Source organism: Acinetobacter sp. YH01022 (assembly GCF_013420235.1).
GTDB lineage: Bacteria > Pseudomonadota > Gammaproteobacteria > Pseudomonadales > Moraxellaceae > Acinetobacter.
Genome location: NZ_VOYP01000037.1, coordinates 16,021 through 28,798, shown reverse-complemented (window position 1 = coordinate 28,798; position 12,778 = coordinate 16,021). Strand labels below are relative to the sequence as shown.

Below are 12,778 nucleotides of genomic sequence, written 5' to 3'. Positions count from 1 at the left end.
TGCCTATTTAAGTGATGTGCTGAAAAGGCTGCCGACACATAAAGTGACCCAGATTGAAGAGTTACTGCCACACTGCTGGAAACCTAAATCGAATTAAAAATTGGTATGGGATTCAGCGGACGCTTACACTTTTCCTACCTCATTAACACCATGATAGTGTTCACTAAATTAAGTGGACTGAATAGCCACCGGCTTTATTCGGTCTTTTTTGTAGGGTTTGGATATGGAACTTCGTCTTAAGATCATCAGTTTATGATCTTAATGTGGAAATGGGTGCAAAATAAAACAGCAGACCTTAGCTATTTTATTTGAACTTGACAGTTATGTCTTGATCTATTAACTGGTTGATTATTATTCACAATGCACTTTTATATTTCAGCGACCTTGTTAAAATTTGCGCACTTGATTAGGTGGCGGTGCGGTAAGTGTTTGAGAAATTAGCTGAACAAAGTTTAAAAATGATGGGCTGGGAAATCGATAACCATTGGCCTCTTGATCTGGATCAGTGCGTCATGATTGCTGCACCGCACACCAGCAACTGGGATGCCTTATATGCACGTCTGGCACTCAAGGCCTTAGGGGTCAACGTTCGGATTACCATTAAAGACAGCTATATGAAATTTCCTTTTGGTCCATTTGTACGCGCAATGGGTGGAATCGGAATTGACCGCACAGCGAAAAAAGAGGGTGAGCCACGACCAAGTATGGTTCAGGTGATGTCGGATTTATTTAAAACCCATCCAAAACTGGTGATGTTGGTCACACCGGAAGCAACGCGTGCCAAACAGGAACAATGGAAAACCGGTTTCTACCATGTGGCAGTCAATGCAGGCGTACCCATTGCATTGGCTTATATGGATTATGCCAAGAAGAAAACCGGGGTGGGTAAAATTGTTTATCCTAGTGGTGATTATGAAAAAGATATGGCTGAAATTATGGCTTTTTATGCACAAATTCAGGCCAAATTTCCAGAACAGTTTAGCGTGGATACACGTTATTACCATGAAACCTAAGTGAAAACGTATGGTTTCCCTGACTGATCTTCACGCTAAGCTAATAGATGCAGATGGCAAAATCTTGGCTCGATGCACATGATGGATCAGTCAATGTGAAATTCAATTTTCGCTTAAAAAATTATTGATTTTGTGCCGGGTTAATCCCGCCTAAATGTTGGCAAGCTTCCTGATAAATATAATATTGTTCCTCGATTACTTCTGTTAATGGCACCTTAAATAACTCCTCTCCATCTTTATAGCTTTGTACATAAGATTCGGCTTTCTGGCGGCTAGAAGCGAGTGCCTGTTCATGATAGGAGGTAATCGAAGTATGCGCCATTTGTGCGGTTTCAATTCTATTGCACTGAAAATTTGCCAGCATTTTTTCTGCATGTTTCAGCTCATGAGAGGTGGTCAGAGAACAGCCAGAGAGAAGAATCATTCCTGCTAATAAAATCAAGGTTTTCATTTCTAGGAAAATGGATGATGGGGTTAGGTTATTGTATAAAGTTTTCCTGCCGATATATTTGATCTGCCCGACTGATTGGGTGTTTTTTGTTTAAGTGAGATTTATTGTAATTTTGACCGATTGTTATAGATAAGTAAGGTTGCAATATCTCAACATATAAATCTGATTTTTTGGGGAGGTAGACACTACTCTTTAGAGCAGTGTATTGAAAATCAGGAAACAGCCAGAAGTAAATAAAAGGCTTAAAACTGTATGTTTAAATTGCGTTTCCGAAATTTTATAAAATAATTTTGCCCCTAAAATGGCGGGCAAACTGACACTGATCAGCAAAATTGTCATATAAGGCCAGAGCTGTATGTCAAGCGTGCCTTGCAGTAAATAGGCCACTAAGGTAAACAGCTGAATGCCAAAATTAAAATGTCGTAAAACGTAACGTTGTTGCTGTTTGGGAAGATTTTTCAGCATGACCCAGGCAGAAGGCAATGAACCGCAAAAACCGCCTAAACCACCCAGAATTCCGCCCAAAAATCCAACCAGACTGTCTGCCAGTTTTCCGGATTGTTGCAGCCGTGGAAATGCCGGATTGAAAAACATCACCGGACACCACAACATCAAAAATAAGCCTAAAACCACTTTAAAGGCTTCGGGCTGAATAATATGCAGCAGATATGTGCCCAAAGGTACGCCAATCAGCCCGGCAATTAAATAAGGCAGTACCAGTGCTTTATTTAGATGTGGATGCTTCTGTTCATTGAACAATGAAATGATATGGCTCCACACCGAAGCAAAAACTACCAGGGGCGCAGCAATTTGCGGGGGGAGGACCCACACCCAGAATGACATGGCAATGAGGGCAAAGGCAAAGCCAGTCAGTCCCTGTACAAAACCTGCGACCATTGCCCCAACAATAAATAACAACCAAGTCATAGCGATCTGTACAGATGAAAAATCGGTAGTATTCAAAAGATCAGTCAAAAAGCCAAGCATATGTTTAGCAGGATTTATGCAAACATAATGAGAACTTTGTATAAAACCGCTTCAGCATTCAGGACAGAAATTCTTCCTGTGAATAAAAAAGACATAAATGACTACAAAATTTCACATAGACTCCCATCGCTCTTCATTAAAGCATTGAATACTGAAGTCACGCCGTAAAGAGGTGATGAAGATGATGAAAAAAGTGATCTTACTTTCTGTATTGGCAGTGTCATTAACTGGTTGTGTCCTGGATCCTTATGATGACGATTATGGTGGTCATCGAGACCGTAACGGACATTATGACCGACACCATCATGGTGACCGTGACTGGAACAATAAAGACCGTCCGGACTGGGATCATGATAGAAATGACCGAGACTGGCGTTATGGTCGTTAACTAATCTATCACCGATCTGAAATTGACTGACTACATTAAACAAAAAAGGATTCCATTCAGGAATCCTTTTTTTGATACAGTCCTGCACGGACTGTTCCCGCCTTGCTTTGTTTAATCTGTTGCCAAGAAGCGGGGAGTTTAAGCTGATTTAATTCGCGATCGGCCTCCACATAGATAAAGGCGCGGTCTTTAATCAGCGGGTCAGCAAGCTGGGCCAGTTCTTCCCATAAATCCAGACTATAAGGCGGATCTAAAAAAACCAGATCAAAAGACTGTTTTAAGGTAGGTAAGGTTTGCTGTGCCGTGGCAACTTTGAGTTTGGCATGTTGGCTGGTCACTTTCAGCAACTGCAAATTATCGGTTAAAAAAGCAGCTTGGGTGCGATTCGGTTCAATCATTACCACCTGTGCTGCACCGCGGGATAAAGCTTCAAAACTTAAGGCTCCTGAGCCGGCACAGATATCGAGAACCTGTGCATTTTGAATATCCCACATCAGCCAGTTAAACAAAGTCTCACGAACACGGTCGGGTGTAGGGCGTAAACCTTCAACACTGGCAAAAGGAAGCTGACGGCGTTTCCATTCACCGCCAATAATACGGAGTTGATTTTTCATAGATCAGTCACCTTCAACTTCTGCGGGGTGTGCGCCTGATGCGGCTTGAGTAGCGTGCTGTGTCGCTGCTGCTGTTGTATTGGTCTGAACATTGGTCGCCGTGTCCACTGGTGCTGTGCCACTTGGCAATTCACCCGGTTTGATGCCTGCGGTCATGAGGCCGCCACTAATTTGATGGCCCGCAGGACGGATCGGATTCTTTTTACGGGTGTATAACCAATAGTCAAACAGAGGACGAGCCAGTTGCGCGGCCGAACCACCGTGTTTACCATTTTCCCAAACAATCGCAACCGCAATCTCAGGATTTTCAGCCGGGGCAAAACCAATAAATAAACCATGGTCAAGCTGACGTTCACTTAATAATGCTTCGTTGTATTTTTTACCTTGGGCAATACTTTTGACCTGTGCAGTCCCGGTTTTCCCTGCAATATGATACAGCGGGGTACGAATACCACGACCTGTACCGGTCTCGATAACATCAATCATGGCATCGCGCATTTTAATCCAGTCTTCAGGTTTGCCGTTAAACTGAATTTTACCATCTGGTGCATTACGCATTTTAAAAGGTTTGGCGCCGTGACTTTCACGCAGTACATGCGGGGTAATATGCGCACCTTGGTTTGCAGTAATTGCAGTAGCCATAGCCAGTTGCAGCGGCGTCGCAGTAAAGGCACCTTGTCCGATACTGACGGAAATGGTTTCACCTTTTAGCCATTTGCTCTTACGGGTCCGCATTTTCCAGTCCGGGTTCGGATACAAACCGGTACTTTCACTCGGTAAATCGACGCCAGTTTTTTCACTAAAGCCAAATTGGCGCATCCAGGCATTCATTTTTTCAATGCCCATGCGGTAGGCCAAAATATAATAATAGGTATCACAAGAAACCACTTGAGCTTTATGCAGATTGACCGTGCCATGACCTGATTTGCGCCAATCGCGGAATTTATGCGAATCGCCGGGTAAAGAAAAATACCCTGGGTCTGAAATGGCGGTGTTCCAATCCACGATATTGTAATGCAGCCCACCTAAACCAAACATCGGTTTAATGGTTGAACCTGGAGGATAGGCACCTTGTACAGCACGGTTATACAGCGGCTGGTCAAGATTGTCACGTAGTGCACTATAGTCGGTATTGCTAATTCCGGTCACAAATAAATTCGGGTTAAAACTTGGACTGGAAACCAGGGCCAGAATTTCTCCTGTTTTCGGATTCAGCGCCACAATGGCACCGCGACGACCCGCCAGTTGCTCGGTTGCTGTGACCTGCAAGCCATAGTCAATTGAAAGGTACAAGTCATTTCCGCGTACCGGCTCTTTACGACCTAAATTACGTAATACGTTACCGTGAGCATCAGCCTCGACAGATTCATTGCCGGGCAAGCCATGCAACAGATCTTCATAAGATTTCTCCACCCCAATTTTCCCAATCAGGTTGGTGCCGGCATATAAGTCTTTGTCAATCGACTTCAATTCTTTGTCGTTAATACGACCTACATAACCAATCACGTGCGCAAACAGCTCACCATGCGGATAGTAGCGCGTCATTTGGGTTTCAATATTGACCCCGGGAAACTCAAACTTGACTTCGCTAAATTTAGCAATATCGGTTTCGGTTAAATTTAATTTTAATGATACGCGTTCGGTTTTTTTAGCGGTCTTGATGCGGCTGCTAAAGCGGTCAATATCTTCTTGTGTCAGGCTTAAAATCGGAGTCAGACGCTTTACGGTATCTTCAATATCTTTTACATCAGCCCGAGACATCGTTGCAGAAAATACCGGATAATTATCTGCCAGTAAAATACCGTTACGGTCATAGATATAGCCACGTGCAGGTGCCAAAGGCTGTAGCCTGATCCGGTTCTGGTCTGAAGCGGTTGAAAACTCATTATAATGCGCGATTTGCAGATAGGCATAACGGGCAACAAGCAGGAGCAGAAAAAAAGCCACAATCCCGATGGAGATAAAAACCCGATTGCGATAAATGCGCTTTTCTTGCTGAACATTTTTTAAAGGAAAGAGCTGCTTCATACGCGATCGACTTACATACAGGGGAGTGAAAAATCTGGTGGCACATTCTAACGCAAGTAAGCATTTTTTGATATTTGTTCTGGCGAACTGTTAGGCGGGTTTAGTTTAAACTTTGACTTTACAGACATTAAAATTGTAAAGTGCAGTATATAAGAGTTCTGATAATTCTGCTAAAGTCAAAATTCAAAAAAAGGACTGTACTAAAAAATAAAATTTAGGGACAACGATGAAAATAATCACAAAAGTGTATCCTTTGCTGGCTTTTTTTGCGCTGGTAAATATTGCTCATGCACAAGACCATTCATATTTACCTGAAGCGAAATTGACATCAGACAGTGCTAAAACATGGAATATCGGGGCTGGATTTACCAAAAAGCTTCTTCATCTGAATGCAGAATGGGTCAATCCTTATGGCATCGCCTATGCAAAAGCGGGTGTATTTTATAATGATGACTATAATGCCGGTGCTCAGGTCGGGTTTCGTTATCCTTATTACCTGACCGGAAAAGATAAAAACGGTTACTACCTGGGTGTCTATGCAGGGCATCTGGAAAGTAAACACATCAACAATGAATATGAAGCAAGACTGGGTGCGGGTATAGATTTAGCCTATGTATTGCTCAGTAAAGAACGGATTAGCAGTTTTAGTATCGGGATTGGTGCTGGCGAAGAGATGACGGATCAGAAGGGTAATGTGGTTGCAGAGACAGAACCCATGCTACAATTTTCCTATACTCTAAGTGTCGGTTTATAGTGAAAATAGTGAGCTTTTATAATTAAGTATTTTGTGATTAAAAAATTAAATATGGAAATCGTGCATGTTTGAGTACGTCAACGAATTGTGGCAAACCTTCTTGAATCGCCCTGATTTCTGGGCAGTACTTAGCATCATTCCTGTGACAGCTTTTGTAACTTGGGCACATGTGTGGATGGCACTGAAAATGGTGTTTTACCCCCTGACGTTTTGGGGATTCCACTTAGGGCCGCTCCCTGTCGGCTGGCAGGGGATTGTGCCACGTAAAGCCGGTCGCATTTCAGGAATTATCACAGATAATACCTTGTCGAAATTGGGTTCTTTACGTGAATTTCTGGATGCCATGGATCCGGAAGATATGGCACGGATTATCGGTGAGCAGGTCGGTTTTGAACTGGAACATCTGATTGATGAAATGATGATCGACCGTAATGCGGTACTTTGGGAAAACTTACCCTATTCAATTAAGCGCCGTATCTATTCGCAAGCGCATAAACAGCTGCCAGGTATTTTAAGAGAATTAGTGACTGAGCTGACCATGAACGTCGAGTCACTTGTGGATATGCGTGAAATGGTGGTGCGCCAAATGGAAGGTGATCGCCGTTTAATGGTGAACATGTTCCTGAAAGTGGGACGTAAAGAAATCAACTTTATCTGGCATATCAGTGCATTAATTGGAATGTTCTTCGGTATATTCCAGATGATTGTCTGGTTTGTGGTGCCTTGGCACTGGACGGTTCCTTTCTGGGCAGCGGTGTGGGGTTTCCTGACCAACTGGATTGCCATCTGGATGGTGTTTAATCCGCTGGAACCGCATTATATCCGCTATCCACAGTTTTTTGCGCGTACAGAAAGTCGCACGTTCCCGTGGATCAAACCGGTGATTCCACATATTGGCACCTATAATATCCAGGGTGCATTTATGAAACGTCAGGATGAGGTTTCCGATGTTTTTGCCCAAGTAGTCACAGAAGACTTAATTACGTTAAAATCCATTATGACTGAGATGATGTATGGTGGGAAGAAAGATAAAACTCGCCGTATCGTCAAACGCCATATTAACGAAATTATGGAAACTCCGATTGTTCGAACCTCTTTGCAGCTGTCTTTAGGGCCAAAAGAGTATGCAAAACTCAAGACGGACTTGATCGATCGCTCGATTGAAATTACGATGGTGCCTGTATGCGACCCGGCCTTTAATGCGAGCCGTGCACAGAAAATCTATCAAATGTTTAGAGACCGTATTCGCGAGTTGACGCCAAGAGAGTTTCAGAATTTATTACGTCCTGCCTTTCAGGAAGATGAATGGATTCTGATTGTCTTGGGTGGCGTAACCGGATTTATCGCGGGTACAATACATTTGTTTGTGGCTTTCTTATAATTAGATGCTGGACTACATGACGAATAAAGAGATTCGTTATGCAAACGCATCACATATATTTGTTAAATGAGGATGTTTTTTTATGCGCATTATATTACTCGGACCACCTGGAGCAGGTAAAGGTACACAGGCTCAGTTGATCTGTAAGCGCTACAATGTCCCACAAATTTCAACCGGTGATATGCTCCGTGCTGCAATTCGTGAAGGTACTGAATTAGGTCTTAAAGCTAAAAGCGTGATGGAAAGTGGCGGTCTGGTATCAGACGAGCTTATCATCGGTCTGGTTAAAGAACGTATTGCTCAACCTGATTGTGTAAACGGTTGCATTTTTGATGGTTTCCCTCGCACTATTCCTCAAGCAGAAGCTTTGGAAAAAGAAGGCATCAACATTGATCACGTGATTGAAATTGATGTTCCAGACGAAGAAATCGTAAAACGTCTTTCTGGTCGCCGTCAGCACCCGGCTTCTGGCCGTGTTTATCATGTAGTTTACAATCCGCCTAAGGTGGAAGGTAAAGATGATGAAACGGGTGAAGAACTGGTTCAACGTCCTGATGACCAGGAAGAAACCATCCGTAAACGTTTAGGTTCTTATCACACTGAAACTGAACAATTGGTAGGTTTCTACCAAGGTCGCGCAGCATCAGGTGAAAATGCACCGACTTATGACAAGTTAAACGGTCTGCGTCCAATTGAAGAAGTTCAAACTGATTTGTTTGCTATTCTAGATCAATCAAAATAATCGTATTTCGATGATTTTGACAATCGAAGAGCCCTAAGTCATATTAGGGCTCTTTTTATTACGCTCTCAAAAAGGACAATGCTGTGAAGTTTGCTGTATTAGGGTTAATGGTCGTATTTCTGGCAGTATTGTTTGCTTTGTTCTATGTCAGTTTCAAGATGCTGAAAAAAGTACGTCAGCAAGAGCGTAGCGAAAATGCTGGCAAGGTGCCTGTGCGTCGGCTGCATCCCAAGTTACAGACAGAACTCGAACAAAAACGCCAGCAAGAGCAGGCAGAACAAAATAAAAAATAATGGCTTTTAAACGGAGCACATCACCTGGCTGAACTCATCTCACTTATGATTCAGCTTCAATGTTCTTGACAGGAATCGCACGGCCAGCACCAAATTCAAAACGATCTGGCCAGTTGCACACATCACACACCACACATTCATGACATTTGGGCTTGCGTGCAATACAGGTATAACGACCGTGTAAAATCAGCCAATGATGGGCATCGACTATAAATTCCTTGGGAATGACTTTGACCAGCCGGTGTTCAACTTCAAGCACATTTTTGCCAATAGCCAGACCGGTACGATTACCTAAACGGAAAATATGCGTATCGACCGCCATGGTCGGATGGCCAAAAGCGGTATTCAGCACCACATTGGCAGTTTTACGCCCTACACCCGGTAATGCTTCCAGATCAGCCCGATTGTTAGGCACTACACTGTTGTGTTTTTCCATCAGTAGCTTGCAGGTTTTAATTACATTTTCGGCTTTTGCATTATATAAACCGATGGTCTTGATGTATTCTTTTAAGCCCTCCACGCCTAAAGCATAAATGGCTTCCGGGGTATTGGCCACTGGAAACAGCTTGTCGGTGGCTTTGTTGACACTGACATCGGTGGCTTGAGCCGAAAGCGTCACGGCCACCAAAAGTTCAAAAGGAGTGCTGTAATTCAGTTCGGTTTTAGGGCTAGGTCTTTGTTCACGTAAGCGTTCAAAAAAAATCTGAACCTGCTTTCTGGTCATGTTTTTAACTGCCATCATGAAGCTCCCAGAACAATCAGCTGCTGTTGCAAATCATTCAGCAGGTCACGTTTCTTAAGGTCTTCACGAACACTGAGCTGTTTTTCTAATTTTTTGATTTGGGTGCGAATTTTTGCCAGTTGAATGGTGGTTGCTGCATCGTGGCTCACGATAGGTTTAGCTGTTTTTTCCACCACTTGAATCTCTGGAACCAAGTCACTTTGCGCTGAAAATTGGGCAAATAAGGCCGTATCAATATTGGCACGCACCACCGGACCTTTGCGGTTAATCCGGCGTTTCTCTTCACGCTGAATATGGGCGTAATAGCGCTTGCGCAGGTCAATTTGTTCAGCAATATGCGCCTCTTCTGAAGGCACGACGTGGTCGTCTTCTACCAGGTCAATACAGTCGACCGGGCAGGGCGGAATACAGAGTTCGCAACCAGTACAAAGGTCAGTCAAAATGCTATGCATGAGCTTACCTGAACCAATAATCGCATCGACTGGGCAGGCGTTGATGCACTTGGTACAACCAATACATTCATCTTCACGAATAATCGCTTTCATACGTTGTGGACGACCATCACTTTGAATTGGCCAAACACTTTCTTCTGCTTTGAGTTTTGGGCGACCCAGTAATTCAGCCAAAGCATCGGCAACGGGTTGTCCGCCTGGTACACATTTATTGGCCTCTTCACCTTCACTTATGGCTTTTGCATAAGGGAGGCATCCATCTCGGTGGCCGCAAAGTCCGCATTGTGTTTGCGGCAACAGGGCGTCAATTTTTTGAATCAAGCTAATTTGAGTGTTCATGTATAACCGGGAGTGCTGGGCAAGCAGCGTGAAACAATGTGCTGGAGAGCAATACTAGCATGTTTTTACATAGAATTCCTGTGCGCAAAAATGGGACTAAAAATGCATTAATATCGGGCAAAATATTACATTGATATATATCTGAAAGTTATTTTATTTATAAATAAAAAGACTGAATAATTAAATTAAATATATGTTCTATATAGAAAATTGAAGTTTTTTTCAAAAAACTATTGCTGAATAGGTGCAAGTGATATTTAATGTTTTGCGCCAAAATATATCATTGATTGAAATTTTGACCAATTTTGATCCATTTTCTGCTGAGGATTAAGCGTTGAAATACAACAGCCTTAACGACTTCCTAAACTACGTTAAATCACGTGATCAACATCAACCAGAGTTTCTACAAGCTGTAGAAGAGGTAATGACTAGCCTTTGGCCATTCATTGAAAAGAATCCAGAATATGCTGATCATGGATTACTTGAACGTCTTGTAGAACCTGAACGTGCGATTCAGTTCCGTGTTTCATGGGTAGATGACAAAGGCCAAACTCACGTAAACCGTGCTTTCCGTGTACAGTACAACTCAGCTATTGGTCCATTTAAAGGAGGGATGCGTTTCCACCCTTCAGTGAACCTTTCAATTTTGAAATTCCTAGGTTTTGAACAAACTTTCAAAAATGCCTTGACTACATTGCCGATGGGCGGTGGTAAAGGCGGTTCAGACTTTGACCCTAAAGGTAAGTCTGAAGGCGAAATCATGCGTTTCTGCCAGGCATTAATCATCGAGTTGTACCGTCATCTGGGTTCAAATACTGACATTCCTGCGGGCGATATCGGTGTAGGCGGCCGCGAAGTGGGCTACATGGCAGGTATGATGAAGAAGCTCAGCAATGACACTTCATGCGTATTCACTGGTAAAGGCTTGACTTTCGGTGGTTCACTGGCTCGTCCTGAAGCAACGGGTTACGGTACGGTTTATTTCGCGGAAGAAATGCTGAAAACTCGTGACGATAGTTTTAAAGATAAAGTGGTGACTATTTCTGGTTCTGGTAACGTAGCTCAATACGCTGCTGAAAAAGCCATGTTCCTGGGTGCAAAAGTGGTTTCACTTTCTGACTCTGCGGGTACTGTATTCGTTAAAGACGGTTTCACTGAAGAACTTCTTGCTGAAGTGATGGAACTTAAAAACGTTCAACGTGGCCGTATTTCTGAGTTTGCGTCTAAACACGGTTTTGAATATATGGAAGGTCAACGTCCTTGGTCTATCAAGTGTGACATCGCGCTTCCATGTGCAACTCAAAACGAATTAGATGCAGACGATGCAGCTCAACTTCTTGCAAATGGCGTGATTTGTGTTGCTGAAGGTGCAAATATGCCGTCTACGCTTGAAGCAGTGGAAAAATTCGTTGAAGCGAAAATCCTTTATGCGCCAGGTAAAGCATCGAATGCAGGTGGTGTAGCGACTTCTGGTCTTGAAATGTCTCAAAATGCATTGCGTTTAGGCTGGACGTTTGAAGAAGTTGATGAACGTTTACACGCGATTATGAAAGAAATTCACCGTAACTGTGTGAAATACGGTACTAAAGAAGACGGTACTGTGAACTATGTTGATGGTGCGAACATTGCAGGCTTCGTAAAAGTGGCTGATGCTATGCTTGCTCAAGGCGTATTCTAAGTCTGACTTGGTTTAAGCTTTAAAAAAAACCGGGGCAAATGCTCCGGTTTTTTATGTCCTGAATAAACTATTTACTTAACAGTTGAGCGTTCAACGGTCATGTCATGGATATAAGCATATTTCGACTGATCTGCAGCAGGATGCTTGATTTCATAACGCTTGACCCGGATGATTTGTCGCTCATTGGGGTTATGGGTAAAATCTTCGATTTGATCATAGAATAAAGTCCAGTCTTTATCGACTTGGATTTTTATCCCGCTTTCACTGTATTTAACTTCCCGAACCTGTAAACAGTTTTGTGGGGCGACACCGCTACATGGCTTAGTTTCAGGTGAAATTTCCAGAAAAATGGTTTCAGCCTGAGTCTGATATTTGCTTTCAGGGGTCATGGTACCAGTGAAAACGTATTTCTGACCTGTCGCTGAAATGATGGTCAATGTTGGTTGTTGTGAATTTTTTAAATCTAAAATAAACGGTACTTTGCGGTTATTAAACAGATCTTTGGCAATGTTTTCTTGCTGCATGGAGGCGTCCGGACATGCCATTTGGGTTCCCATGAGGGGACCTGTCACGATCTGATTATTTTCAACTTTCCAGCTGCTGCCCATACCATTACAGCTGGTAGCAATGCTGAGGTGGCTTTGATCATCAAAATTCAGTACCAGTGGTTTAGGTGCAGTACCGGTACGGGTACTCCATTGATAAGAAGCTAAAGTCTGATCGGCTTTTTGTTGATGTAACACTGACATGGCAACATCTCCAGCTTTTTGAATATCGCCAGATTGACAGGCTGCGAGCATGAGAGGAAAAAGAGCCATTGCTAAAAGTTTAACTTTCATTTTAAAAGTACTTGGTTTTGAAGAATTTTTAATAGAATAACGTAAAGGTACTTAAAAAATATGGATACATTCTGGCG

15 protein-coding genes are annotated in these 12,778 nt (G+C 43.0%); 8 read left to right on the top strand and 7 right to left on the bottom strand.

Annotation, left to right across the window (positions count from 1 at the left end; all coding sequences use genetic code 11):
• Positions 1–97, top strand: a 97-nt coding sequence (locus FTT87_RS12500) for a transposase domain-containing protein (protein WP_004785112.1), incomplete at its 5' end; no start/stop codon positions are given.
• A gap of 328 nt (positions 98–425) precedes the next feature.
• Positions 426–1,013, top strand: coding sequence for a 1-acyl-sn-glycerol-3-phosphate acyltransferase (locus FTT87_RS12495; RefSeq protein ID WP_166171014.1), 588 nt, complete (start codon positions 426–428; stop codon positions 1,011–1,013).
• Between the two features lie 121 nt (positions 1,014–1,134).
• Here the strand turns inward: FTT87_RS12495 and FTT87_RS12490 are convergent, their stop codons facing one another.
• The gene (locus FTT87_RS12490; RefSeq protein ID WP_086194915.1) at positions 1,135–1,464 is read right to left on the bottom strand and encodes a hypothetical protein; all 330 of its coding nucleotides are present in this window, start codon (positions 1,462–1,464) and stop codon (positions 1,135–1,137) included.
• 192 nt (positions 1,465–1,656) lie between these two features.
• Positions 1,657–2,391, bottom strand: a complete 735-nt coding sequence (locus FTT87_RS12485) for a sulfite exporter TauE/SafE family protein (protein ID WP_086195127.1) — start codon at positions 2,389–2,391, stop codon at positions 1,657–1,659.
• A gap of 241 nt (positions 2,392–2,632) precedes the next feature.
• Between FTT87_RS12485 and FTT87_RS12480 the strand changes: the two genes are divergently transcribed.
• Positions 2,633–2,839 (top strand): hypothetical protein, encoded by a 207-nt coding sequence (locus tag FTT87_RS12480; protein WP_086194916.1) that lies wholly within the window; start codon positions 2,633–2,635, stop codon positions 2,837–2,839.
• 56 nt (positions 2,840–2,895) lie between these two features.
• Here FTT87_RS12480 and rsmD read toward each other — a convergent pair whose 3' ends face one another.
• Together rsmD and mrdA are read right to left on the bottom strand one after the other, a co-directional pair.
• Positions 2,896–3,453 (bottom strand): 16S rRNA (guanine(966)-N(2))-methyltransferase RsmD, encoded by a 558-nt coding sequence (gene rsmD / locus FTT87_RS12475; RefSeq protein WP_086194917.1) that lies wholly within the window; start codon positions 3,451–3,453, stop codon positions 2,896–2,898.
• 3 nt (positions 3,454–3,456) lie between these two features.
• Positions 3,457–5,481, bottom strand: a complete 2,025-nt coding sequence (mrdA, locus tag FTT87_RS12470) for a penicillin-binding protein 2 (protein ID WP_086194918.1) — start codon at positions 5,479–5,481, stop codon at positions 3,457–3,459.
• Positions 5,482–5,716: 235 nt separating this feature from the next.
• Between mrdA and FTT87_RS12465 the strand changes: the two genes are divergently transcribed.
• The 4 genes from FTT87_RS12465 (at position 5,717) to FTT87_RS12450 (ending at position 8,651) form a co-directional block, all read left to right on the top strand.
• On the top strand, positions 5,717–6,235 hold the full coding sequence (locus tag FTT87_RS12465; protein WP_086195128.1) for a hypothetical protein: 519 nt from the start codon (positions 5,717–5,719) through the stop codon (positions 6,233–6,235).
• Positions 6,236–6,299: 64 nt separating this feature from the next.
• Positions 6,300–7,616 carry a hypothetical protein gene (locus FTT87_RS12460; RefSeq protein ID WP_086194919.1) on the top strand — a complete coding sequence of 439 codons (1,317 nt, stop codon included), beginning with the start codon at positions 6,300–6,302 and terminating at the stop codon, positions 7,614–7,616.
• A gap of 82 nt (positions 7,617–7,698) precedes the next feature.
• On the top strand, positions 7,699–8,358 hold the full coding sequence (gene adk / locus FTT87_RS12455) for an adenylate kinase (protein WP_086194920.1): 660 nt from the start codon (positions 7,699–7,701) through the stop codon (positions 8,356–8,358).
• A gap of 83 nt (positions 8,359–8,441) precedes the next feature.
• Positions 8,442–8,651: a hypothetical protein gene (locus FTT87_RS12450; RefSeq protein WP_180043611.1), complete on the top strand. Its 210-nt coding sequence runs from the start codon at positions 8,442–8,444 to the stop codon at positions 8,649–8,651.
• 43 nt (positions 8,652–8,694) lie between these two features.
• Here FTT87_RS12450 and nth read toward each other — a convergent pair whose 3' ends face one another.
• Both nth and FTT87_RS12440 read right to left on the bottom strand, forming a co-directional pair.
• Entirely contained in the window at positions 8,695–9,390 is a 696-nt protein-coding gene (gene nth, locus FTT87_RS12445) for an endonuclease III (RefSeq protein WP_086195129.1), read from the bottom strand.
• Positions 9,390–10,211: an RnfABCDGE type electron transport complex subunit B gene (locus FTT87_RS12440; RefSeq protein WP_257221698.1), complete on the bottom strand. Its 822-nt coding sequence runs from the start codon at positions 10,209–10,211 to the stop codon at positions 9,390–9,392. The genes nth and FTT87_RS12440 overlap by 1 nt, the downstream gene beginning before the upstream one ends.
• Positions 10,212–10,518: 307 nt before the next feature.
• Here FTT87_RS12440 and gdhA point away from each other — a divergent pair, with 307 nt between their 5' ends.
• A complete protein-coding gene (gene gdhA / locus FTT87_RS12435; protein WP_086194923.1) occupies positions 10,519–11,862 on the top strand; it encodes an NADP-specific glutamate dehydrogenase in 1,344 nt (447 codons plus the stop codon).
• Between the two features lie 71 nt (positions 11,863–11,933).
• On the opposite strand, the gene FTT87_RS12430 is transcribed toward gdhA, so the two are convergent.
• A complete protein-coding gene (locus tag FTT87_RS12430; protein ID WP_086194924.1) occupies positions 11,934–12,701 on the bottom strand; it encodes an META and DUF4377 domain-containing protein in 768 nt (255 codons plus the stop codon).
• Positions 12,702–12,778 lie beyond the last annotated feature (77 nt).